20 protein-coding genes are annotated in these 23,062 nt (G+C 62.7%); 11 read left to right on the forward strand and 9 right to left on the reverse strand.

What is annotated here, in order from left to right; translation table 11 throughout:
* The 3 genes from EN990_RS29330 to EN990_RS29340 form a co-directional block, all read left to right on the forward strand.
* Positions 1 to 976 (forward strand): glycosyltransferase (locus EN990_RS29330; protein ID WP_127388467.1); only part of this gene is annotated, 976 nt, incomplete at its 5' end.
* A gap of 3 nt (positions 977 to 979) precedes the next feature.
* Positions 980 to 2,014 carry a glycosyltransferase gene (locus EN990_RS29335; RefSeq protein ID WP_127385208.1) on the forward strand — a complete coding sequence of 345 codons (1,035 nt, stop codon included), beginning with the start codon at positions 980 to 982 and terminating at the stop codon, positions 2,012 to 2,014.
* A gap of 9 nt (positions 2,015 to 2,023) precedes the next feature.
* Positions 2,024 to 3,808, forward strand: a complete 1,785-nt coding sequence (locus EN990_RS29340) for an ABC transporter ATP-binding protein (protein WP_127385209.1) — start codon at positions 2,024 to 2,026, stop codon at positions 3,806 to 3,808.
* A 288-nt stretch (positions 3,809 to 4,096) separates the two neighbouring features.
* Here EN990_RS29340 and EN990_RS29345 read toward each other — a convergent pair whose 3' ends face one another.
* The 4 genes from EN990_RS29345 to minC all read right to left on the reverse strand — a co-directional run bounded on the left by EN990_RS29345 (position 4,097) and on the right by minC (position 7,880).
* Positions 4,097 to 5,563 carry a hypothetical protein gene (locus EN990_RS29345; RefSeq protein WP_127388468.1) on the reverse strand — a complete coding sequence of 489 codons (1,467 nt, stop codon included), beginning with the start codon at positions 5,561 to 5,563 and terminating at the stop codon, positions 4,097 to 4,099.
* Positions 5,564 to 5,930: 367 nt separating this feature from the next.
* Positions 5,931 to 6,203, reverse strand: coding sequence for a cell division topological specificity factor MinE (gene minE, locus EN990_RS29355; protein ID WP_024501686.1), 273 nt, complete (start codon positions 6,201 to 6,203; stop codon positions 5,931 to 5,933).
* On the reverse strand, positions 6,200 to 7,015 hold the full coding sequence (gene minD, locus EN990_RS29360) for a septum site-determining protein MinD (protein ID WP_013530671.1): 816 nt from the start codon (positions 7,013 to 7,015) through the stop codon (positions 6,200 to 6,202). The genes minE and minD overlap by 4 nt, the downstream gene beginning before the upstream one ends.
* Before the next feature lie 64 nt (positions 7,016 to 7,079).
* Complete coding sequence (gene minC / locus EN990_RS29365) at positions 7,080 to 7,880, reverse strand: septum site-determining protein MinC (RefSeq protein WP_127369379.1); 801 nt, start codon at positions 7,878 to 7,880, stop codon at positions 7,080 to 7,082.
* A gap of 201 nt (positions 7,881 to 8,081) precedes the next feature.
* On the opposite strand from minC, the gene EN990_RS29370 reads away from it, so the two are divergent.
* From EN990_RS29370 to EN990_RS29390, 4 genes are all read left to right on the forward strand, one after another.
* A complete protein-coding gene (locus EN990_RS29370; RefSeq protein ID WP_164753780.1) occupies positions 8,082 to 10,292 on the forward strand; it encodes a P-loop NTPase fold protein in 2,211 nt (736 codons plus the stop codon).
* Between the two features lie 262 nt (positions 10,293 to 10,554).
* The gene (locus tag EN990_RS29375; protein ID WP_127385211.1) at positions 10,555 to 11,202 is read left to right on the forward strand and encodes a hypothetical protein; all 648 of its coding nucleotides are present in this window, start codon (positions 10,555 to 10,557) and stop codon (positions 11,200 to 11,202) included.
* 382 nt (positions 11,203 to 11,584) lie between these two features.
* Positions 11,585 to 12,004, forward strand: coding sequence for a VOC family protein (locus tag EN990_RS29385; protein ID WP_127370152.1), 420 nt, complete (start codon positions 11,585 to 11,587; stop codon positions 12,002 to 12,004).
* 115 nt (positions 12,005 to 12,119) lie between these two features.
* Entirely contained in the window at positions 12,120 to 13,070 is a 951-nt protein-coding gene (locus tag EN990_RS29390; RefSeq protein WP_127370153.1) for an EamA family transporter, read from the forward strand.
* A gap of 83 nt (positions 13,071 to 13,153) precedes the next feature.
* On the opposite strand, the gene EN990_RS29395 is transcribed toward EN990_RS29390, so the two are convergent.
* The 3 genes from EN990_RS29395 to EN990_RS29405 all read right to left on the reverse strand — a co-directional run bounded on the left by EN990_RS29395 (position 13,154) and on the right by EN990_RS29405 (position 14,987).
* Positions 13,154 to 13,303, reverse strand: a complete 150-nt coding sequence (locus EN990_RS29395) for a hypothetical protein (protein ID WP_086081318.1) — start codon at positions 13,301 to 13,303, stop codon at positions 13,154 to 13,156.
* A gap of 630 nt (positions 13,304 to 13,933) precedes the next feature.
* Entirely contained in the window at positions 13,934 to 14,281 is a 348-nt protein-coding gene (locus tag EN990_RS29400) for a DUF2934 domain-containing protein (protein WP_027160800.1), read from the reverse strand.
* 97 nt (positions 14,282 to 14,378) lie between these two features.
* Positions 14,379 to 14,987: a BA14K family protein gene (locus tag EN990_RS29405; protein ID WP_127385212.1), complete on the reverse strand. Its 609-nt coding sequence runs from the start codon at positions 14,985 to 14,987 to the stop codon at positions 14,379 to 14,381.
* 249 nt (positions 14,988 to 15,236) lie between these two features.
* Between EN990_RS29405 and EN990_RS29410 the strand changes: the two genes are divergently transcribed.
* Genes EN990_RS29410 through EN990_RS29420 form a run of 3 tightly spaced genes read left to right on the forward strand, consistent with a single transcriptional unit; the run spans position 15,237 to position 20,448 of the window.
* Positions 15,237 to 19,349 (forward strand): Pls/PosA family non-ribosomal peptide synthetase, encoded by a 4,113-nt coding sequence (locus tag EN990_RS29410; protein ID WP_127388469.1) that lies wholly within the window; start codon positions 15,237 to 15,239, stop codon positions 19,347 to 19,349.
* Positions 19,346 to 19,795: a GNAT family N-acetyltransferase gene (locus tag EN990_RS29415; RefSeq protein ID WP_245460964.1), complete on the forward strand. Its 450-nt coding sequence runs from the start codon at positions 19,346 to 19,348 to the stop codon at positions 19,793 to 19,795. Before EN990_RS29410 ends, EN990_RS29415 begins: the two co-directional genes overlap by 4 nt.
* Positions 19,796 to 19,842: 47 nt before the next feature.
* The gene (locus EN990_RS29420; protein ID WP_127368996.1) at positions 19,843 to 20,448 is read left to right on the forward strand and encodes a 4'-phosphopantetheinyl transferase superfamily protein; all 606 of its coding nucleotides are present in this window, start codon (positions 19,843 to 19,845) and stop codon (positions 20,446 to 20,448) included.
* Positions 20,449 to 20,457: 9 nt separating this feature from the next.
* Here the strand turns inward: EN990_RS29420 and EN990_RS29425 are convergent, their stop codons facing one another.
* Positions 20,458 to 21,570, reverse strand: coding sequence for a KamA family radical SAM protein (locus EN990_RS29425; protein ID WP_127368995.1), 1,113 nt, complete (start codon positions 21,568 to 21,570; stop codon positions 20,458 to 20,460).
* Positions 21,571 to 21,729: 159 nt separating this feature from the next.
* Here EN990_RS29425 and EN990_RS29430 point away from each other — a divergent pair, with 159 nt between their 5' ends.
* Complete coding sequence (locus EN990_RS29430; protein ID WP_063172626.1) at positions 21,730 to 22,665, forward strand: hypothetical protein; 936 nt, start codon at positions 21,730 to 21,732, stop codon at positions 22,663 to 22,665.
* Between the two features lie 28 nt (positions 22,666 to 22,693).
* On the opposite strand, the gene EN990_RS29435 is transcribed toward EN990_RS29430, so the two are convergent.
* Positions 22,694 to 23,062: DUF3471 domain-containing protein (locus EN990_RS29435; protein ID WP_127388470.1), on the reverse strand; the 369-nt coding region annotated here is incomplete at its 5' end.

Below are 23,062 nucleotides of genomic sequence, written 5' to 3' on the forward strand. Positions count from 1 at the left end.
GACCGACAATTCGCTCGAGTATCTCGAGCGATGCCAAAAGGCCGACAGCCGCATTTCGATCATCTCGCGCGAAAACCGCGGCCTTGTCGCGACGCTCAACGAAGGGCTGGCGATCGCCCGGGGCGAACTGGTCGCGCGGATGGACGCCGATGACGTCGCCTATCCCTGGCGTTTGTCGCGCCAGGTGGCGCTGTTCGAGCGGCGGCCCGAACTGGGCTTCTGCGGCGCCGGCGTCGACATGTTGATCCGCGGCCGCATCGCCAGGGGCAGGCCCGATCCGGTGTTCCAGTTCGGCCGCATCCCTGTATTGGCGATGTTCTTCACGATCTTCATGCACCCGACGGTCGTCTACAACAGGAAGGTCATCGACGACAGCGTCCTGCACTATGACCAGGCCTACCGGCATGCCGAGGATTTCGATCTTTTCAGGCGGCTGGCCGGCCGTTACCCGGCAGCCATGATGCCTGAAAACCTGGTCGTCTACCGCGTCCATCAGGCAAGCGTGACGAGCCGGCACGTCAAGGAGATGCGCAGGACGCATTTGCGGATCGTGGCTGAGAACCTCGAGCGCGAGGGCCTGGCGCAGGCCACGCGGGACCTGCGCGACATTGGCGATGCGGTCAGCCACGGCACCGTCGCCCGTGCGGCCGACTTCATCGTCGCGCTGGAGGAGGAGATCCGCTCGCTGTCGGCGGCGACGCGGCCGAGCTTCGAGGCCGGCGCGCTGAACCTGTTCTATTTCCTCTACCAGCTCGTCGCCGACGAAAAGCAGCCCGCGCTGACGCATGAATTGCTGACGCGGACCGCGAAATGGAACGTCATCCGGCGCCGCGAACAATATGCCCTGCGGCCCGGCGCCTGGGCGCCCTGGCTCAGCCGCGCTTCGCTGTCGGCCGCCAGGCAGGCCGATGCCATGGCATACTTCTTCAAATCTGCGCCCGCCGCGGCGGTTCTGGCACCTTATCAGGCGGGCTGAGGCATGATCGTCAAAGCCAACCAACCCCTGCAGCGCGATCGTTCGACGGCGCTTGGCCCCGCCCCGGCCGGTCCCCGCCCGGAACGAGCGGCGCCGGAAGTCAGCTTCATCATCTGCACGCGCAACCGCGTCGCCGTGCTCGATGCCTGCATCAAGTCGGTGCAAGCCGCATGCCGCGCACATGCCGGCTTCGCCGCCGAACTCGTGGTCGTCGACAACGGTTCGAGCGACCGCACGGCCGAACGCCTGGCCAGCATCGCGGCTGCGTCGGAAATTCCGTTCACGCCCGTTTGCGAGCCGCGCCCCGGATTGGCGGCTGCGCGCAACGCCGGGCTGAGGCGCGCGCGCGGCCGTGTGCTGGTCTTCGTCGACGACGACTGCGCGGTCCATCGCGACTATCTGCGCGATCTGGAGCGACACTATGCGTCCGGGGAACAATGGCTCATCCGGGGCGGCCGTGTCGAGCTTGGCGATCCCCGGGATTTGCCGTTCACCATCAAGCGGTCGTGGGCGCGCGAACGCCTGACGCCAGATGTTCATCCCGGCGGTTTCGTGCTGGGCTGCAACATGACGATGCACCGCGATGTCGCGGCCCGCATCGGCTATTTCGACGAACGCTTCGGCGCCGGCGGACCATTGCGGTCGGCCGAGGATACCGATTATCTCGTGCGCGCGATGCTGCTCGGCATCGCGGTCGAGTATGTGCCTGACATGACGATTTTCCATCATCACGGCCGGCGGGATCGCAAAGCCATCGAAAAGCTGCATCGCGACTACAGCCTGGGCAATGGCGGGCTCTGCCTGAAGCATGTTCGCCACGCGCCCTGGCTGCTTCGCCATTTCTACTGGGCCGCAAGAGGGGCTTTCCGGGAACTGGCGGGAGGACCCGCCTTCGATCGTGAACTCAACCTGCCGCACTGGCCGATCGTCGCCATGAATTTGCTCGGCGCGGCCAGGTTCGCGGTTCTCCTGCTGGTCAGACGGCCGCGAGCCGAACCGGTGCGCCAAGATCAACAAGCCAATGCCCAGGCGAGGTGAAACGCTGTAATGCCAATGCTGCCGCCAAACCTGCCGATGCTGTTCCGGGCGTTCGGAAAGCGGCAACTGCGCCTGCTTCCGGCGGTGGTGATTCTCGGCCTGGTCAGCGCCGTCCTCGAAGGGTTCGGCATCGGCCTGATCATCCCGTTGCTGGGCATCATCATGGGACACGGGGATGCCGCCGGAATGGCAGGCTTCTCCGCCGTCCTCCAGCACGTCGGATCGGGCTTGAGCGAGCGCGACCGGCTGATCGTCATTTCGGCCGCCATCCTCGGCTCGATCATCCTGAAGAACGTCTTCGCCTTCGCCAACACGCTGCTGACGACCTTCATCTCCGGCAAGGCAAGCCATTCCATCCGCAGCGCCCTGTCGGAGCAGCTGTTGCGGGTCGGCTACCCGTTCTTCCTGCGGCAGAGCCCCGGACGCCTGCTCAACATCATCTCCAACGAATCCTGGCGGGCTTCCGATGCGATCCAGATCATGCTGTCGGCCATCGTCAGCGCATCGGCCGCCATCATCCTCCTGGCTTTCCTGCTGCTGCTTTCGTGGCGCATGACGCTTTTGGTCACGCTCGGACTGGCGCTCGTCCAGATCGCGCACGCCGTCCTCTCAGCCAATCTGAAGGAGCCAAGCCGCAGCGTCGCCTCGCGCAACGGCCACCTCGCCTCGCAGATGCTTCACCTTGTGCATGCCGGACGGCTGATCCGCATCTTCGGACAGGAGAACCGGGAAAAGGCGATGTTCGACACGGCGTCGGATGCGGTTCGCCGCGCCTCCTTCGCGCTGCTCGTGCGCCAGGGAGCGCTGCCGCCGCTGACGGAGGTTCTCCACGCCATGCTGTTCCTGGCGGTGGTGATCGGCGCCTGGCTGGCGCAGGTGAGTTTCCCGCTGATCATCGCCTTCGTCATCCTGCTCTACAGGCTGCAGCCGCATATGCGGGCCCTGCAGGGGTCGTGGAGCCAGCTGCAAGGCCTGAGCGGATCGCTTGAGGAGGTGACTTGGCTGCTGGATCCCACAGGCAAGCCGCAACCGCCGCAAGGGGACGGGCCATTCCACGGCCTGCGCCAGGGCATCAAGTTCGACGATGTGACATTCACCTACTCCGGCACGGACCGGCGCGAGGTGGTGCTGCACGCGGCGACATTCGAGATCCGCGGTGGCCGCTCGACGGCGCTGATCGGCCGCTCGGGCGCCGGCAAGACGACGATCGTCAATCTCCTGTGCCGCTTCGTCGAACCGGACACCGGCAGCATCCTCGTCGATGGATCGCCGCTCGACCGGATCGACGCCAGCCAGTGGCGCCGGCACATCGCCCTGGCCAGCCAGGAACTGGAACTGGTCGACGGCAGCATTTTTGAAAACATAACCTACGGCCAGGATGCCGCGACAGCCGGCGATGCCGAGGCCGCCGCAAGACTGGCCGAAGCGCATGAATTCATCGAAAGGCTGCCTCAGGGCTACGAGACCCTGGTTGGCTACAGGGGCGTCAATCTGTCGGCGGGACAGAGGCAGCGCATCGCCTTGGCGAGAGCCCTGGTGCGCGATCCCGATCTCCTCATCCTGGACGAGGCCACCAATGCCGTGGACGGGCTGTCGGAAGCGGCCATCGTCGAGACCCTGAAGTCGAGAGCCGGCCGCCGCACGACCATCGTCATCAGCCATCACCACAGCACCATCTCGTTCTGCGACGACGTGGTCATCCTGAGCGGCGGCCGCGTGAAAAAGCAGGCCCCTTTCGGCGCCCTGGCCTCGCTCAGCATGGACGAGCTTTACCAGCACGAACCGCTCGACTGAGAAGGCGCCGGGCCGGCCCGCGATCTTATCCTGGGCGTGTCTGCAGCCTCCGGCCGGCGGGTCGTCGCAAGGGTTCGAATCACAAGCCAGGGGAATTGCCGCTGGCACCTTCCGTGATCGCACCAATGCCGTGCGGGACCGAGGCGCGCTACCTTGCCTGTGCGGCGGACCTGTCGATCCGCCTGGCCGGTGCCCCATTGGACTTACTCTCCGGGTGAGGTGCCGGCCTCCCATGCACAAAAGAAGGATCTGAAGCGGGTCGCCTGAATCCTTCAGGCGCGACACGCTTCAGGTGGCGGCGTCGACATTCCTGCGCATGCGCCGCCTGCCCGTCGTCCGTGCTTTCTTCGCCATCGCCCCGGCCATCTCGACCACGCCGTCCTCGCGCGGCCTGCCATTGGTGGCCTTGTGGAGCCGCTCATAGGGCAGCAGTTCCTTGATCCGGGCATTGAGCGAGGCGATTTCGGCCTTGAGGTCCTCGCACTCCTGCCTCTGCACGTCGAACTGTATCTGTTCGGACGCTTGTTGCAGCGTCAGCTGAGAAAGGTTGGCGTTCACCTTGGAAAGACTCATCTTGTCGCTTTCGCTCTCCTGGCTCAGCGCGGACAATCTTTCATCGGCGATCTTCTTTTCGGCCAGGGCATCGTTGAGTTCGCTCTTGAGCCTGGCGATCTCGCCCGCGGCTTCGCTGTTTTCGCTCGACACCTGCTCCAGCCGCGATTGCAGGTTCTGGATCTCCGAGCTCAACCCGCGCATTTCCGCCTGGCTGCGAGCCAGCTCGGCTTCCTTGTCGCCTTCCATCATGTGGGCCGCTTCGGTCGTTTCCGACAGTTTCGCCTGTGCCGCCTCGAGCGACTTCTGCAGCCGCATCTCCTCTTTCTCGCTCTTGCCGAGCGCCGCCAGCAGCTCCGCCAGCCGCGCTGCTTCGGTGGCATGGACCGCCGACAGCTCGTCGAGTCTGTGGCGCGCCTGCGATTCCCGCTTCAGCGCCTTGTCGAGTTCGATCGACAGGTTGACGTGCTTTTCGCGCAGCATCTTGCTTTCGCGCAAGCGCCTGTTGGCCTCGACCGTCCTGGCGGTCAGCCGCTTGGCGATGTCGCCGAACTCCGCCTCGCGTTTGGAGCTCGCATTGGCTGTCTCGACGAGTTCCAGCCTGACCGCGGCAAGTGCCGCACGAAGCGTCTCCCGGTCCTGGACCAGGCTTGTCTCGCGCTGCTGCAGCGCTTCGAAAGCGCCGTCACGCTCGCGCAGCTTTCGCGTCGCGTCGTGCAGCTTCTCCGACAGAGCCCTCTGTTCGGCGGCCAGGGCGGCATTGGCGACCTCCAGCTCGTTGGCGCGCAGGATGTCGCTGTGCAGGATGTTGAGGAATTCGCGCGTCAGATGGTGTGAGGTGCCGATCTCCGACAGCTTGTCGTTGATCTCCTCCAGATAGTCCCTGGCGTCGTGGAAGAGTCCCTCGAAGGCGCTCAATGCAGCCAGCCGGGTCTGTGTATGGGCGGTCAGTCTTGGCGCGGTTTCGGAACTGTCCGCAGCGCCCGCATCCTCGGCATTCCCGGCATTGTCGTCATTTGCCGCATCGGCCTGGGGTGGCCCGTCATCGGATGCCGCCTGGGCATCCGGCACATCGTCGCTCTCTGGCGGCGCCAGGTCGTCGGCGTCGAGACTTGCATCCAGCGCGTCCGCCAAATCGATCTGCAGGTCCTGGATTGCTTTATCCACGTCTTCAGCACGCTTGATCAGGCCTCTGAAGTTCATCACCAAACTCCCCTTACGCATACCTCGCTTAGAACTTAATAAATTGCTAATATATCCTTACATCCGCTGCTTGCGCAGGGGAAGCCCCGTCGGCACAAAGGTAAATTTGGGACATTTTAGGGGTTTGGACGGCGCGAGCGATGCGGTGCGAGGGTGCGAAGCCGGTTCTGCCGGCGGGACAGCGCCCCCTCTGTCCAGCCGGACATCTCCCCCACACGGGGAGATTGGACGTCATGCGGGCTTTCGCCAATCGCCAACGTTGCAAGAAGAACTGAAGCGCAGAAATTGCCAATCTCCCCACTTGTGGGGGAGATGTCCGGCAGGACAGAGGGGGGCGCGAAGGATCGCGGCTCCCCCTAAGTTGCCCTCACCCCGCCATGGCCAGCGGCACGGCGCTCTTGTTGGGGATCTGGATGTCGATTTCCAGCGTCGACATGGTCTCGCCGCGGTCCATCGAGACCTGCAGATAGTCCTGGTCGATCTGCACATGCTTGGCGATGACGGCCATGATCTCCTCGCGCAGGATGGAGACGAGGTCGGGCTGGCTGCGGTTGCGGCGCTCATAGGCGAGCAGCACTTGCAGCCGCTCGCGCGCCACCGGGGCGCTGGAGCGCCGCTTGAAGATGTCGAGCAGGTTCATGCCGCCCTCCTTCCCAAAAGACGATCGAGGAAGCCCTTGCGCTCGAAGGGCACGATGACGGGCAATTCCTCGCCCTCCAGCCGCCTGGCAGCGTCGATATAGGCCTTGGCAGCGGAATTGAGCGGCTCCGACAGCGTCACCGGCGAACCGAGGTTGGAGGCGCGCAGCACGTCCTGGCTTTCCGGAATGATGCCGAGCAGCGGCACCGACAGGATTTCCAGCACGTCGTCGATGGACAGCATCTCGCCGCGCGAGGCGCGCGCCGCATCGTAGCGCGTCACCAGCACATGCTTGGCGATCTGCTCGCCCTGCTCGGCCCGCAAGGTGCGGGCGTCGAGCAGGCCGATGATGCGATCGGAATCGCGCACCGACGACACTTCCGGATTGGTGACGATGACCGCCTCGTCGGCAAAGCGCATGGCGAGCTGCGCGCCGCGCTCGATGCCGGCCGGGCTGTCGCAGAAGACGTAGTCGAACACCGAGCGCAGCTTGTCGATGACTTCGCCGACGCCTTCCTCGGTCAGCGCATCCTTGTCGCGCGTCTGCGAGGCCGGCAGCAGGAACAGCGTCTCGACCCGCTTGTCGCGGATCAGCGCCTGCGAGAGCTTCGCCTGGCCCTGGATGACGTTGACGAGGTCGAACACCACGCGCCGTTCGGCGCCCATGATCAGGTCGAGGTTGCGCAGGCCGACGTCGAAGTCGACGAGCGCCACCTTCTTGCCGGTCTTGGCCACGGCCGCCCCGAGGGCCGCCGTCGAGGTCGTCTTGCCGACGCCCCCCTTGCCCGAGGTGACCACCACTACCTTGCCCATTGAAAAGCCTCCGTTGTTGTTTTCTTGGTCGAGCGGCCCGGCCGCCCCAATATCGAAACGAATGTCAGCTCAGCGTCGAAACCCGCAACGCGTCGCCGTCGAGAAACGCCTGCACCGGCTTGCCGCGCGAAACGCCTTCCATCTCCTCGGCGGTGACATACCAGCCGTCGACCGCCAGAAGCTCGGCCTCGTTCTTGCGGCAGAAGATGCGCGCGCCCCTGTTGCCGAGCGCACCCGCCGAAGCGCGCCCGCGCAGCGTGCCGTAGACATGGATCGAGCCCGCCGCGATGATCTCCGAGCCGGAAGCGACAGAACCCAGCACGATGACATCGCCATGCGGATGCACGATCGCCTGGCCCGAACGAATCGGCGCCTTGATCATCAGCGTGCCCGAAGCTTCAACCTGCGGCTCGCTATCGCCCGCCTTGCTTGCGTCAGCCTTGCCGACGCTGTCCTTGTCCGGGCCGGCTTCAGGCGCCCCGCTCTCGGCCTTGCCCTCTCCGGAAACATCCTCCCGCGCCCTGCGGGGCAGCAGGCCATCCGTCGTCGCCTCCTTGGCGCCGACCAGCACCGGCGGCAGGTTGGGCTCGAGTGCGGTGTGGCCGTCGAGCTCGATGGCGTAGATACGGATGCCGCGATGGCCAAGCACGCCGACCAGCGATTCGATCGCCGCGACATCGGGCTTCAAAGTGTTGAGATCAAGCACCACCGGCCGCCCGGCAAAATAGCCCGGCGAGTTGCCGATCCAGTGATCCAGCCCCTCCAGCCACACGTCCAAAGGCGCCTCCGGCGTCAATGTGAAAGCGACGAAAGAGCGGGCACGAAAGCGGATGGATTTGGCCTCGAGGGGGGCGGCAAAGGTCACGGCTGGCGAATCCTTACTGAGAGGTAAACGCTAGCGAGGGAATGGTTAACGAATGGTTAATGGGGGGGGTGAGGAGACGAGCAGTGGCCGCATGAGAATGGTCCGAGAAGATGAGGATTTCTGCTGCGCTTGCGCGATAGAAAAATGATTTGGCCGCCCCAACGCCCTGTGCGATATCGAAGATCGGGACGGGGTGATGGCATGTCAAATGAACAGAAGTATAGTCTTGGTGACGATCTGCCCAAAGACAATCCTTGGCAGGACGACCTGCTCGGGTACGCGCCGTTTGCCAAAATGCTCTTCAACGCTATTCGTGACCTCGACGCGCCCAATGGCTATGTAATTGGGCTACACGGTCGCTGGGGCAGCGGCAAATCGACCACGATCAATTTCGTCAAAGCTCATATCAATAAATTTAATGAAGAACTCGAAGACCAAAGAAATCGAATAGGGTTCATTGATTTTAGACCCTGGATAGTTGCGGGCCACCAAGATCTGATGGCCTCGTTCTTCAAGGTTCTCACCGAGAACCTCGGCACCAAAGACAACTGGTGGAAGCGCCAAGGAAAAGGGTTTCTGCGCCACGTTAGGGGTCCAGCCGACACACTTGTGGAGGCGCTCGCCACTCTCGGCATGGCGGTTGATCCCACTAAGGTTGGGGCGGGCTTCGCGGGTGCAATGGCGAAGAAATCTATCAACGGCATGATCGGCCGTTTTCTCGACGAACCTTCGGTTCAGTTGGCATACGAAAAATTGAAGCTACAGCTGCGCAATTCACGAAGGCGCATAGTGGTCGCGATCGACGACCTAGATAGACTTGAGGACCACGAGGTTCGGTCAATCATGCAGATGGTAAAGACGGTTGGCCAGCTACCGAATGTTGTTTACATATTATCGTACGACCGCCAGATCGTCTGGAGCGCACTTGATGGCAACCTACAAAGGAGCGGGCCGAAATACGCCGAGAAGATTATTCAGCAAGAAATCGAATTGCCACAGCCGCAGAGGCACGCTCTGCTCAAGATTCTCGATCGTGAGATCGCCTTCCTTCTTGCGACGCAAGACCGCACCAGTCGGTGGGAATATCTTGTCATAGATGGAATACATCGATGGATAAATTCCCCTCGCGACGTTGTTAAATTGGCAAACGCGGTGAAAATGGCTTGGCCCACATTTAAAAACGAAATCGACGCACAAGACTTATTGGCAATGGAGGGATTAAAGCTCTTCGACGAAGCGGCATTCAACTGGGTTCGCGACAATCGCGATTTTCTGTTTTCTGAGGGGCGCTTCGCAATGACCGGAGACGAAGCCAAGACCGCCGCAGTAGAGAACCTCAAGCGACGATATCCTGACAACGAACGCGTTCCGCAGATCCTTAATGTACTTTCTGCGCTCTTTCCCGGATCTGCAAAATGGCTGGGAGGAAATAGCATAAGCAGCGAGCCCTATGAAGACGTAATGAGGCGTCGCGGCATCGGCAGCAAAGAGGGATACGAGACCTATTTCGGCTGGGGACTACCGAAGGATTCTATCCCAAAGTCGGTCATTGATGCGCTGTTGGCAAACTTAGACAATAGCGGGTTGATCGCGAATACCTTGGGTCAATATTTGTCGCGCTTTAACAGTAAAGGCGAGCCTATGATCGGCCTATTGTTGGACGAACTTAGGATACGATACCGTGGTCGCCATCCTGCCAGACCGACCCAAACGCTCTTGGACGAGCTTTTCAAGATCGGAGAGAAGGTGCTGGCAATAGATTGGGAACCACCATTCCTATCCCTTGGGCCTAAGGCACAAATCCGCTTCCTCATTAGGAACATGCTCGAAGCTTGGCAAAAGGGTGATGCAGGCATTCGATTGTTTGAAGCTTTCGAAAAGGCGCAATCAGCAGCATTTTGCGCGACCGTGTTTGTCGATATGGGACGAAGCATCGGGGTGTTTCGGGCGGAAAGCGGAGATGCCCCTCTCATCGAAAAAGATGCCTTCGACAAGCTTGGGCCAATACTGTTATCGAAGATATTGACGGCGGCGGCCGAGGGCCGCCTATTATCCGCGCCGTACTATTTCGATATAGCAAGGGCCTGGGCATACTTGGCCACACCCGCAGAACCCAAGGCATGGCTTGCTTCTGGGATGCAAGATAACGCGGAATTTATGGTCAAAGTAGGTGATGGATTGACAGCTCATAGTGTCGGTGCCCCCGTTCGAACCTACTCCATGAGGAATCATCCAGAACCGGAGTTATATGATTTAGAGGTTTTGATAGAAGCCGGAAAGAAGCATCTCAAAAATGGCAAGCTAGATAGTGGTCAGCGTAGAATGCTGGAAGCAATCGTGAATGGGTCGCAACGAATTCTTGCTGGGCAAGCGCCTGACAGTGATTGGCCGGTGGATGACGACGATAGGTAGTCGTTGAAGCCAAGGAATTTTGGTGTCGGCATCCGGATTAAACTTAACGTTTTGCAGTTCTCAGAAGTCGCTGGTGAATCGATCAGACAGACTCGCGCGACTGAAGGAAGGTCTTCAGAAAAATCACGGCAGTTTCCATGCGGTCCCATCGCCATGAACGAAGCCGGGAACAGAGACCGCACGAACCACACAGAGAACCGATTGGCAACCTACAGCCCAAGGCCGAGATCTGATGAAGAATCCCGCAAAAGGAAGCCACTGAATGCTTACTCGTTTCGAGCATGCGATGAGGGCGGCGGCTGAGAAGGTCGCGGCCGTAGATCGAGACGTTCGACTAAAGCTGGTGACTGTCAAAGGGCGAGAAGAGCGCTACAGTGAGAAGTTTGTTACCCTTCTGGATGAGCGGATGTCCAATTTCTCAGACGGAGGCGTCACGTGGAGTGTTGCAACGCATATTTCCGACAAGCAATCGGGACAAGAAACCAGAACTGGAGCCGACCTCTTCATAAGCCTTGAATTGTCCTTCGATGGATTATTAGTTCAAAAAGGAATTCAAGTGCAATCCAAAATTAATAAGAATACCAGATACGGGCTTAGCGTTGATTCCAAACCTAGACTGCGCAAGCAGTGTGAAAGGATGGTCGATAATTCCCCCGAATCATTCGTATTCGCATTTGGTGCGCAAGGTACGAAGATTGTTAAGGCGAGCTCTGTTTTGGCCTCTCTCCCGGATAATCTGAGTGACTTGGTAACCCAAAGCCCGATTGAGTTCTTCTACGACTTTTTCGTTTGTCGCGTGGGCGATCACGATCTATTCGCCAGCAGCGACTACGACCTGCAGCAGAAAGTCAAAGACCTTGAATATCGTGCAGCTACTTTGATAACCGGGGTTAATACCGGAGTCGACTGAGCATCGTCTTTCTAGGCTGTTTTTTTGCTTCGCATTGCCACCGACAATACGAAGGGGCTAGATTGTCGCTCGCCCGGTGTCTTTTTGGATCATAATACGGAGGCGCCCGCAAATTCGGCGCCTCTGGTTCGGCCGCCCGACGCGGCCGAGGTCGCCTCGCTTGGTGCGCACCGCCAGCGCCTCGACCTCCAGCGCGTCGGAGCTGGCGATCTCACCAGTTTCGTCAGCGGCAGAGCTGCCTCGCGGTCGATCTCGGTTTCGGCGTCCGTGCCCCTGCGCCGGCGATTCAAAAAAATTGAGATGCGGTGTCGGATCTACGCGCAGTCAACCGTCTTAAAGCAGGCGCCACTCGCTGGCACCTCGACAATCAAAGGAATGATCGATGAGCAAGAAGATTTTCGTGAGCCTGCCGGTGACCGACGTGAAGGCATCCAGGGCGTTCTATGAATCCCTCGGGTTCAAGAACAATCCCAGCTTCACCAGCGAGGCGGCCGCCGGGATGGTGTGGAGCGACCACATCAACTTCATGCTGCTCAGCCGTGAAAAATGGCAGACGATGACCACGCGCCCCATCCCGCCTTCAACGTCCAGCGAGGTCATGCTGGCGCTGTCCCTGGACAGCCGCGAGGCGGTCGATGCGATGGCCACAGCTGCTGCCGCGAACGGTGGCACCGCCGACATCAATCCAATCGAGGATCACGGGTTCATGTACACACGCGACCTCGCTGATCCCGATGGCCATGCCGTGGGCGCGATGTGGATGGACGTTTCCGCAATGCCTTCCGGCGACAAGGCAGACTGACATCGTTTTCACGATCGGCCGAGCAGCTTCCTTCTCGCCTTTCAAAACGGATGCACGACCTAGCGACACAGGCTATATTCCCCCGTCCGGCCGAGGTCATCGAAGGGGGCATGACATGCAGGCAATGCCGATAGCGCATCAAGCCGTGCAACCCGTGCGCCCCATATCCTCCCTGGCCGGCTATCCGGCCGCCGTCCTGTGCTGGCTGCTTTCGGCTGGTGTCTATATCGCGGCCAAATGGGTGGCGCCTGAAATGCCGCCCTGGGGTCTCTGCTTCTGGCGGCTGACGCTGGCTTGCGCCATCCTGCTGCCGATCGTGCACCGTCATCACGAGGCGATGATCGGGCTTTTGCGAACGCGCGCCGTGGAAGTCGTCGCCGTGGGGGCGATCGGCCTGACGCTGTGCCAAGGTATGATCTACCACGGCCTCAACCACACCGACGCCACCACGGCCGGTATCATCATGGCGCTGTCGCCTGTCATGACGATGGTGCTCGCCCGTTTCGTGCTTGGCGAGCCTCTCGGCCTGTGGAAGTCGCTTGGCGCGCTGGTTGCGCTTGCCGGGATGATTTTCATCGTCGCCCACGGCAACCTGGGGGCGCTGCTGCAACTCAAGGTCAACGCGGGCGAGCTGTGGATCGTCGGCAGCGCGTTCTGCTGGGGCCTCTACACCGTGCTTTTGCGCCGTGCCAAATTCGGCATCGAACTCCTGCCGATGGTCGTGCTGCTGCTCGGCGCCGGTGCGCTGGTCGCCTTGCCTTTCCATGCGTGGGAATTGTTCAACGACGAACGCTCCGCGATGAACCTCCACAGTCTTCTCGCGCTCGCCTATCTGGCAGGCCCCGGCGGCGCCTTGATGTACTATCTCTACAACAAAAGCGTGCAAACGCTGGGTGCTAGCCGGGCAAGCATGCTGCTCTACCTGCAGACGGTGTTCGTCGCCGTGCTCGCCTATCTGCTGCTCGGCGAGGGCTTGCACGATTACGATCTGGTCGGCGCGGCCTTCATCGTCGCCGGCATCGTCCTCGCCACCGTGGTCAGGCCAGCTCAACCACGCGTGGCGTAGACATCTTGCGGGTGACGGCTGTATTCAGCGCCGGCCGCATTGGCGTTTGGTGAGTCACCATCGCGACAGCCAGAGGCCGCCTCTCAATGCCGCTTGAAATACTGCACCTCCTTCTCGTGCTTCTCCGCCGCCTCGCGCGTATCGAACGTTCCGAGGTTGCGCCGCTTGCCGGTCTTGTCGTCCTTCTTCCGCGAATACAGCCGGTATTTGCCGTCCTTGAGTTTTCGGATCATCTCGCTCTCCCTGGCTAGGATTGGCCCTGATCAAGGTTTCCGCTTGCCGGGCGGCCCGGCCTGCCGACCAGCGCCTGCGCCTCGTCGCCATGCTCATTCCCCGGTTGTGTCAGGGCTCAACGCCGTTCCGATCCAAATGATCCACCCGTTCGAAGGCGGCACTCTACGGCGCCCCCTCTGGCCTGCCGGCCATCTCCCCCACAAGTGGGGAGATTGGCAGCTTTGGCGTCGGCGCTTTCTGGCAACGTCGAAATTCGGCGAGCGCCGGCCAAAACGCAAAAACCCGCCTGGGTGGCGGGTCACTGGCGCAAATCAGCACCATAGGCAAAAATGTAGCATAGCTGCCCTCACCCCGTCAAGAAAAAATTCCTATCCATCGACGCAAGCTGCCTGCCGGCGGCCACCAAGGCCAGCGGCGCAATTGCGGCGGAGGGGACATTCCAACGCAGCAAATTCAGATCCAACTTGACGGAACATTAGCCAAAGCTAATTGTTAGTGGATGCGGCAGGTGGTGCCCTCCATCGCCTGCCGAAGATCGGCCCTCCGATCGGCCCGCGTCCTCCGCCAGAGGCGCGGGCTTTTCGTGCCGATCAGCCGTCGCAGCCTAGCCGGCATTTTTCGTCTTCCGACTATTTCGCCAGTCCCTCATCGGGGTTTCGCCGCCCTTTGGCCTTCAGGCTGCGCGCGGCTTGCTCGACCGCGGCGCGGTCGTTGCCCAGGCGGTCGAGCAGTTCCTGTGCCTCGTCGCCGGAGATGCCGGTGCGCACCGCCAGCGCCTCGACCTCCAGCACGTCGGAGCTGGCGATCTCGCCGGTTTCAGGCAGCGCGTCGCCCGCCGTCAGCGGCAGGGCTCCCTCGCGGTCGATCTCGGCCTCGGCCTGGTGCCAGTGCCGCTCGGGGTCGCCCTGCATGCGGCCTTCCCGTTCCCAGATCTGGTAGGCGCGCTCACGAATTCTGTCGTCCCGGTCGTCGCTCATGGTCAGTCCTCCTTGGGGTCAGGGTTGAACGCCGCGACAATGCGGACGCTCCGGAAAATCCACGCGATCGGATCGCCATGCCGGCGGCGCGCGGGGGCTACTGGCATTGCCGTCTCGGGCCGCCGGAATAGGGCTGGTAGGAGTTGTCTTCCGGGCGGTAGGAGCGGTAACGGCTGAAGCAGGAATCGACATGGTCGGCCGAAAGCGCTTCGCCGTCATCGTCGGCAAGGTAGACGCCAAGGCCAGCGCCGTTTTCCCCGCCATCGCCGGCGGCCGGCTGGCCGGCCTGACCGGCGGCTTCGAGATAGGGCGAGATGCAGGGGCGCAGCTGCCCGCTGTAGGAAAGATAGCTGTTGTCGTCCGGATGGTAGGAGCGATAGCGGCTGGCGCACCAGGCGAGATGCGGAGACGGCAATTCCGCCGCCTTGGGCGCGATGGCGCCGGTGACCGTCGGGTCGGGCGGTGTTTCCTGCGGTTTGGCGGGGATGTCGGGCGGCGCCGGCTGGGCGGCCGGCAGGCGTTCGAGGCCCTGCCCGGCTTTGTTCACCGGCCGCGCCTTCTTGGTCCACAGCTCCGCCACGCTGACGGTGGCCGTTGCCTGGCGCGGCGGCTTTGCGGCAAGCAGCCAGGCGGCGAAGCCCAGTCCGCTGCCGAAGACCGCAAGGGTCAGCACGAAGCCGCAGACCAGTCCCAAAACCGCTTTCACGACACGCTCCTTCAGTCCCTGCTCATAGAATGCGGGGCCTCAAGGCTGGTTCCAGAAAAACGCTGGCGCGCGCGCCGGCGTTGCCGCCGGGCGCAGCCGCCAAGGGAGGCTCAAAACCCCGCCCAGACACAGTTCAGAAACAATATTCAACAGTTCGGAAAAACTGCCGAAAAGATCGGATGGCATAAGCATCCCACAACAACTGGAAAAATGGCCGTGCCGGGCAATGCCCGGCCTGGACGGGAAAGTATGGAAATGGATCACGGTGTCGATGTCGCCGAACTGGACGCGGAACGATCGGGGCTGGAAAGCGGCCCGGCAGGTGTCGCTGCGCTGGTAAGAACGGCTCCCGCGACAGCCAGGCGCGGGCAAATCCTGACGGGCGCCGACTTTGCCCGCCATGGCCTGCCCGGCGAGCGGCTCGACACGGTCTTCGAACAGCTCGCCGAAATGTTCGCAGCGCTGCCGGCGGTGATCTCCGATGGGCGTGTCTGGACCTATCGTGAACTGGACAGGCGGGCCAACCAGTTCGCCCGCCTGCTGGTCAAGCGCGGCGTGAAGCCGGGCGACCGCATCGGGCTCATCCTCGACCGCTCGGCGGAGACCTATGTCGCGCTGCTCGCCGTGATGAAGGCGGGCGCTGCCTTCGTGCCGCTGGCGACCGCCTTTCCCGAGGAGCGGATGGCGCTCATCATCGAAGACGCCGGCGTCAGCCTGATCGTCACCATCGCCGCCTATGCGTCGCGCGCCGGCCAACTGCCGGTTCCGCACCTGCTGATCGACAGCACTGCCACCGAAATCACCAAACAGTCCGACGCGCCGCTGAAGCCGCATGCGAAGGCCGCTTCAGCGGACGACACCTGCTACATCCTCTACACGTCGGGCACCACCGGCAAGCCCAAGGGCGTCGTCATCAAGCACCAGAGTTTCGTCAATTTCATCCGCGTCGCCGCCGCCTCCTACGGCTACCGGCCGGGCGACCGCGTCTACCAGGGCATGACGATCGCCTTCGACTTTTCCTCCGAAGAGATCTGGGTGCCGTTCGTCGCCGGCGCAACCGTGGTGCCGGCACCCGGCCAGATGCCGCTGGTGGGCGAGGAACTCGCCGATTTCCTGCGGCTCCATGACATCACCTGCATCGCCTGCAGCCCGACGCTGCTGTCGTCGATGACATCGGATGTGCCCAGCCTGCGCACGCTGCTGGTCGGCGGCGAGGCCTGTCCGCACAATCTGGTGGTGCGCTGGTCGAAGCCGGGGCGGCAGATCCTGAACACCTATGGCCCGACCGAGGCGACCGTCACCGCCACCATGGGCGCGCTGACGCCGGACAGTCCCGTCACCATCGGCGCGCCGCTGCCGACCTACTCGATCGTCATCCTCGACGCTTCGCTGCCGCAGCTCGCCGAACCGGGCGAACTGGGCGAGATCGGCATTGCCGGCATCGGGCTCGCGGTCGGCTATCTCAACCGGCCCGACCTGACCGAACAGAAATTCATCGCCGATTTCGTCGGCCTGCCGAACAACCCGTCCAAGCGCATCTACCGCACCGGCGACCTTGGCCGCATCAACGACCAAAGCGAGATCGAATATAACGGCCGCATCGACACCCAGGTGAAGATCCGCGGCTACCGCATCGAGCTCGGCGAGATCGAGGCGGTGCTGCTCGACCAGCCCGAGATCGCGCAAGCCGCCGTCACTATCTGGGAGATCGAGCCCGGCCGCGTCGAACTCGTCGCCTATTTCGCAGCCAAGGCCGGCCAGACGGCGATCTCGCGCGCGGACCTCGCCAGGACGATGAAGCGGCGGCTGCCGGACTACATGGTGCCCTCCTATCTGGAGGAGCTGCCGGCGATCCCGATGACCGTTTCCAACAAGGTGGATTTGCGCCAGCTGCCGAAGCCGACAAGCGTGCGGCTTTCGGGCGATCGCGCCATGGTCGCGCCCAGCAATGACGACGAGCGTTTCCTGGCCGACGCGCTGGCCGCGGTGCTGAAATTCGACGAAGTGTCCGTCGAGGACAATTTCTTCGACGATCTCGGCGCCAACTCGCTGCTGATGGCGCATTTCTGCGCCCGTGTGCGCACCAGGAAGGAATGGGCGACGGCGTCGATGCGCGACATCTACCTCCACCCGACCGTGGCGCGGCTGGCGCTGCATCTGGGCGTAGCGGACGAGATGACGACGGCCACCAACGAGCCCGTCCTCACGCGGCGGGCCTCCAATCTTGCCTATTGGACCTGCGGCGCCGCACAGCTGATGTTCTACGGGCTCTACAGCTATGGCGCCCTGTGGGCGATCAATGGCGGCCTCAACTGGATGTACGACGCGCTCGACGATCCGCTGCAGCTCTACATCAGGTGCGTGGCGCTTTCGGCCGCCGTGTTCTTCGGCATGTCGGGTTTTGCCGTCCTCGCCAAATGGGTGCTGGTCGGCCGCTGGAAGGCGGAGGCGTTTCCCATCTGGGGCGTGCGTTACTTCCGCTTCTGGGTGGTCAAGACGTTGATCCGCACCGCGCCCGTCGTGCTGTTCCGCGGCAGCCCGCTCTACAGCATCTACCTGCAGCTTCTCGGCACCAGGCTCGGCAAGAACGCCGTCATCGAATCGAAATCCGTGCCCGTCTGCACCGATCTCATCTCGATCGGCGCCAACACCATCCTGCGCAAGGAATCGATGATCCTCGGTTTCCGGGCGCAGTCCGGCTACATCCACACCGGGCCGCTGACCATCGGCCGCGATGCCTTTGTCGGCGTCGGTTCGACGCTCGACATCGACACCAGGATCGGCGACGGCGCCCAGCTCGGCCATTCGTCCTCGCTGCACCGCGGCCAAAGCATCCCCGACGGCGAACGCTGGCATGGCTCGCCGGCCGTGCCGACCACGGCCGACTATTGCAAGGTGCGCAATGTCGATCCGTCCAACATCCGGCGCTTCCTGTTCGAAGCGGTTCAGCTGATCGGCCTGTTTGCCATCGTCACCCCCTTGCCGCTCTTGTTCCACAGCTATTGGGAAAATGTCGGCGACGACTACCAGGAAACCATCGGCGTCGTCGCGATCGGCACCACGGTGACGCTGTTCGGCTACATGGCCGCATCCTTCCTGGCGGCGACGCTGGTGCCGCGCCTGGTCAGCCTGCTGTTGAAGCCAGGCCGCACCTACACGCTGTACGGCTTCCGCTACTGGCTGCAGACCGTCGCTGAATTCTCCAGCAACTCGCGCGTGCTCGGCCTGCTGGCCGGCGACAGCTCTGCCATCGTGCACTACATGCGAGCGATCGGCTGGAACCTCAACAAGGTGGTGCAGACCGGCTCCAATTTCGGCTCCAACCAGCAGCACGAAAACCCGCTTCTGTGCGAGATCGGCACCGAGACCATGGTGTCGGACGGGCTGTTCATGATCAACATGCACAAATCCGCCGCCGCCTTCAGGCTCGAGCCGACGAGAATCGGCGAGCGCAATTATCTCGGCAACAACATCTACTATCCGCCGGACGGCCGCACCGGCGACAACGTCCTGCTCGGCACCAAGGTGATGATCCCCATCGACGGGCCGCTGCGCGAGAATGTCGGGCTTCTGGGTTCGCCTGCCTTTGAAATCCCGCGCATGGTGAACCGCGACAAGGAACTCATCGCCGGCATCGACGAGGACGACCGGCGCCGGCGCATCCCGTTGAAGAACCGCCACAATCTGGTGACGATCCTGCTGTTCGTGGCAACGCAATGGGTCATGCTGTTCGCCACGCTGGCGATCTGGGACCGGGCGCTGAACTACTATACCGAATGGGCTGAAGTCGCACTGTTCGTCGCCGTGCTCCTGACCTCGGCGATCACCATTCCCTTCTACATCTTCGTGGAACGGGCAAGTCTTGGTTTCGGCAGGCTGAAGCCGCAGATGACGACGATCTATGACGTGGCGTTCTGGCGTCATGAACGCCACTGGAAGCTGGCGGATTCGCCGATCGTGCGGCTGTTCGCCGGCACGCCATTCCGGCCGATGATCCTGCGCATGCTGGGCGTCAGGATCGGCAGCCGTGTCTATGACGGCGGCAGCAATCTGACCGAACGCTCGCTGGTGGAGATCGGCGACGACGCCACCCTCAACGAGGGCTGCGTCATCCAGGCCCATTCGCTGGAGGAAGGCGCCTTCAAGTCCGACTTCATCCGCATCGGCAAGGGCTGCACGCTCGGACCCTCCGCCTTTGTCCACTACGGCGTCGTCATGGGCGAAGGCTCGGTGGTCGATGTCGACTCCTTCGTCATGAAGGGCGAAGAGCTGGAGCCCAACTCCATATGGCGCGGCAACCCGGCCAAGCTGCATCGCTTCGTCGAGCCGATCACCGAGTCCTCGGCCAAGGCATCGGCTTGAACACCGAGGACACCCGTCTCGTTGCCGTGACCAGGGCCAACCGCGCCCTGGTCGCGGCCCTGGAACTGGCTCCGGAGCAGAGGGATTTCGTCGCCGGCAATTCGGAGTCCCTCGAAGAAGCCGAAACCGATGAAGACGCGCGGCCGCGCGCCATCATGGCCGGGACCCGTGTCGTCGGTTTCCTGATGTACGATGCGTCGGACAACGAGGCGCTGGTCTACCGCTTCATGATCGACCGCGCCCACCAGGGCAAAGGCTATGGCAAGGCCGCATTGCGCGCCTTGCTCGACGAGATCGGTAATCTCGACCATATCAGGGAGGTTTCGATCTGCTACGAGCCCGAGAACGAGGCCGCGCGCCACCTCTATCGCGGCGCCGGCTTCGTGGAACAAGGCATCGACGAGGACGGAGAAATGATCGCCGTCCTGCCGATGGTCGATCGTTGACGCCGCCCGCTGCGAATTCATCGGAGGAAACGACCCTGCTGGAGGCTATGGCCGCGATCGCGCCGAGCGGTGTCCGGATCGGATGCCGCCTGATCCGCGAAGGCGATGAAGCCCATCTGCTGCCTGGGGAAGCGCATTCCATCCCCGCGCGCCAGCCTGGCATGCGGCGATCCAGCGGCGCGGCCCGCTGGATCGCGCACGGACTGCTGGCGGAGCTTGGCGTCGGCGACGTCGCCATCCTGCGCATGCCGTCCGGCGCGCCGGTCTGGCCCGAGGGAATAATGGGTTCGCTCGCGCACGACGACGACATGGCGGTAGCGGCGGTTGCACCGGTTGGCGATATCGCCTCGCTCGGCATCGACGTCGAGCCCGCGCAGCCTCTCCCGGATGACATTTTGGCGCTCGTGACAACACCCGCGGACCGCACCGACGCAGCCGACCGGCATCTTGCCGGCCGCATCCTTTTTGCCGCCAAGGAAGCCGTCTACAAGGCCGTCTATCCGCTCGATCGCGAGGTGCTGGGCTATGAGGACATCACCGTCGACCTGAACGCAGGCTGCGCGACGACGAAGACAGGCCGCAAGGCCAGGCTCGCCTACTGCGTTGCCCCGCGCGTGGTGGTGCTGGCGTTTGTCGAGAAAGACAGGGGTTAGCGCGCAGTCCTATTCGCCAACGATCTCCGTATACGCCCTCACCTCGCCATCCAGCCCGCGCAGCCGCCAGTTCTCGCCGTCCCGTCCCTCGACATGGCAAGGCCCGATCGGCACCTTGCCGCCGCCTTCCGGCAGGTCGAGCACATAGACGGGGTTGCAGATGCCCGAAAGTCGCGCGCGCAGCGCTTCGGTCAGCGCCTGCCCCTGCGCAATCGTCGTGCGCCGGTGCGCCATGCCGCGCGCGAGGTCGCCATGGTGCAGGTAATAGGGTTTGACGCCGAGGCGATACATCAGCTCGCGGCAGAGCTCCTCCAGCGCCTCGACGCTGTCGTTGACGCCTTTGAGCAGAACGCTCTGGTTGAGCAGCACGAAGCCGGCTTGCCGCAGCGTGCGGCAGGCGGTTTCCGTGGCCTGAGTGATTTCCCGCGCGTGGTTGAAATGGGTGACGATGGTGACCATCAGCCGGCCCTGCAGGGCCGCAACCAGCCCCGGCGTGATGCGCGACGGCAGCGCCACCGGAACGCGCGTGTGGAGGCGCAGCAGCCGCACATGCGCGATCCCTTCGATGCGCGCGCGGATTTCGGCCAGCGCCTTGTCGGGCAGCGACAGCGGATCGCCGCCGGTCAGGATCACCTCGCGGATTTCGGGATGCTTGGCGATATAGGCCAGCGCCGGCTCCAGCGCCTCGCGCGTATAGCCCCTGCCGATCGAGGTCAGAGATTCCTTGCGGAAGCAGAACCGGCAATAGACCGCGCATTGATAGGTCGGGAACAGCAGCACCCGGTCGGCATGGCGATGCGTCAAGCGCGGCACCGGGCTGAAGTCATGGTCGGCGATCGGATCGTCGAGTTCGCCTTCCGCTTCCTCCAGTTCTTGCGGAGAGGGGATGACCTGCGCCCGGATCGGATCAGCCGGGTCGTTCCAGTCGATCAGGTCGAGATAGGCTTTGGGCGCGCGCACCTTATGGTTCGCCGCCGCGGCCTGGGCGGCTGCGCGCTCGGCTGACGACAGCGGGAGGCGGTCAAGGTCGCGGACGTGGCGCACCCCGGCGCGGACGTCCGCCTGCCAGGCGGTGTCAGGATCGGCGGAGCGTGCATCGTGGAGGTTCGTGTCTGAAGTCATCAGGGTTCTCGGGGCAGTTTCTGGCGGAGCTATCGGCCGGATGGCCAGGCGGGTCAACCTTCTGGGGTGGTCGCCGCCATCAAATCCACCGCCCGCAAATCCGTAGGTATTTAGCCAAAATGGCACTATTCTGCGCAGTCTGGGCTTCAGGGAAAACGAATGGATTTCAGCACAGGCCATGGTTACCTGCTCATCGGCGGCCTCATCCTCGTCGGTACTGGGCTGCTCATCCTGTCGCTGATCGTCAATCTGCGCGTCGCCCACAGTGTGCGCGACGACGTGCGTCATCGCGAAAAGCTGCTGGAATACTACCGTAACATCTTCTCGCAGTTGGGCGTGATCCTGATCGGCATCGGGGTGTCGCTGTTCATCTTCTTTTTCCAGCAGAATTACCAGGACCAGCGCAGACGCGAAACGGATCTCCAGCAGGTTCTGGCCAAGCTGGCGGCGCGCATCGCTCGCGGCGCTCCCCTCGTCGAGTCACTTGGCGAATTCGACGCGCTGCTGGATGACGGCGGGGCCTACGTTAGTCCCGAACTTGGTGGAACCAACGCCGCCATCGGCGCGCAGGGAGCGGAGCTTGGCAAGCAGATCCGCGAAATCCTGCTGGTTGAGCGCGACGTCGACATCCGGGACTTCGACATCCTCAACCTGTCGCGCGATTTCGAGTCGTCGTTCGTCGTCAACCAGCTCGATCCGACGCTATGGTTCGACATCGTGCGCGACGAGAGCGAGATCAAATATGCCATCACCCAACTCACCCTCGACTACAAGGACCTGCAGGATGCGATCGGCGGCGAGCCGATCGAGGTTGCGATCGCCAATCCTGAAACCGAGCGCAAGATCAAGCACGAGGTGCTCGACATCTTCTACGATGCCGACCTCTTGCGCCAGCGCAGCAGGCGATTTCTCGGCCGTGCGTGCTGGCTTCTCAGCCACGGACGCAGCTTTGTCAGTCTTGCACCGGTCGAGGCGATCGAAGCCGACGCGAGGTCACATCAGGAATGGATCGACAGATCGAAGCCCTCGCTGGCACAGACGAAATCGGGCAACGGCGATTGCTTCAAACTGCTCCGATACGGCCCGGCATCCTGACTCCCGGCGGGACCGGTCGATTTGGAAGTCAGTCCCCCACACGTTGCAGCGTGCCGAGATGATTGTCGTCGAGAAAACCTACAGTCATGGCCGACGCCTTGCCGTCAGCGCCGACCACGAAACTTACACCCGAGGGGCTGTCCGGCGTCTCCGCGTCGGGGAAGGTCAGGAAAAGATCACCGTCGAAATGCCTCAATGAATAGGACCGGCCGGCGGCCGGGCCTACCTTGAGTACAAGGTCGTCTCCCGCTTTCGACACAATCGCGTCGCCGATGAAGTCGTTGGCGTACCGGCCAGCATAGACACTGCCCGGCCCGGCTCGCCGTGACGGAGACGGCGGCGCGGCATAGGCGGCCTTGGCCGCCGCGACCGCCGGACCGAACAGGCCCGCATAGAT

The organism is Mesorhizobium sp. M7A.F.Ca.US.005.03.1.1 (assembly GCF_003997975.1).
In the GTDB taxonomy this organism is placed as follows: domain Bacteria; phylum Pseudomonadota; class Alphaproteobacteria; order Rhizobiales; family Rhizobiaceae; genus Mesorhizobium; species Mesorhizobium ciceri.

What these genes read in the sequence shown, in the direction of transcription:
- minD (WP_013530671.1), bottom strand. Translation starts at nt 7,015, where the DNA reads ATGGGCAAGGTAGTGGTGGTCACCTCGGGCAAGGGGGGCGTCGGCAAG.
- EN990_RS29430 (WP_063172626.1), top strand. Translation starts at nt 21,730, where the DNA reads ATGGATTTCAGCACAGGCCATGGTTACCTGCTCATCGGCGGCCTCATC.
- EN990_RS29400 (WP_027160800.1), bottom strand. Translation starts at nt 14,281, where the DNA reads ATGAGCGACGACCGGGACGACAGAATTCGTGAGCGCGCCTACCAGATC.
- EN990_RS29410 (WP_127388469.1), top strand. Translation starts at nt 15,237, where the DNA reads ATGGAAATGGATCACGGTGTCGATGTCGCCGAACTGGACGCGGAACGA.
- EN990_RS29425 (WP_127368995.1), bottom strand. Translation starts at nt 21,570, where the DNA reads ATGACTTCAGACACGAACCTCCACGATGCACGCTCCGCCGATCCTGAC.
- EN990_RS29420 (WP_127368996.1), top strand. Translation starts at nt 19,843, where the DNA reads ATGGCCGCGATCGCGCCGAGCGGTGTCCGGATCGGATGCCGCCTGATC.
- EN990_RS29385 (WP_127370152.1), top strand. Translation starts at nt 11,585, where the DNA reads ATGAGCAAGAAGATTTTCGTGAGCCTGCCGGTGACCGACGTGAAGGCA.
- EN990_RS29390 (WP_127370153.1), top strand. Translation starts at nt 12,120, where the DNA reads ATGCAGGCAATGCCGATAGCGCATCAAGCCGTGCAACCCGTGCGCCCC.
- EN990_RS29340 (WP_127385209.1), top strand. Translation starts at nt 2,024, where the DNA reads ATGCCAATGCTGCCGCCAAACCTGCCGATGCTGTTCCGGGCGTTCGGA.
- EN990_RS29345 (WP_127388468.1), bottom strand. Translation starts at nt 5,563, where the DNA reads ATGAACTTCAGAGGCCTGATCAAGCGTGCTGAAGACGTGGATAAAGCA.
- EN990_RS29370 (WP_164753780.1), top strand. Translation starts at nt 8,082, where the DNA reads ATGTCAAATGAACAGAAGTATAGTCTTGGTGACGATCTGCCCAAAGAC.
- EN990_RS29375 (WP_127385211.1), top strand. Translation starts at nt 10,555, where the DNA reads ATGCTTACTCGTTTCGAGCATGCGATGAGGGCGGCGGCTGAGAAGGTC.
- minE (WP_024501686.1), bottom strand. Translation starts at nt 6,203, where the DNA reads ATGAACCTGCTCGACATCTTCAAGCGGCGCTCCAGCGCCCCGGTGGCG.
- EN990_RS29335 (WP_127385208.1), top strand. Translation starts at nt 980, where the DNA reads ATGATCGTCAAAGCCAACCAACCCCTGCAGCGCGATCGTTCGACGGCG.
- EN990_RS29395 (WP_086081318.1), bottom strand. Translation starts at nt 13,303, where the DNA reads ATGATCCGAAAACTCAAGGACGGCAAATACCGGCTGTATTCGCGGAAG.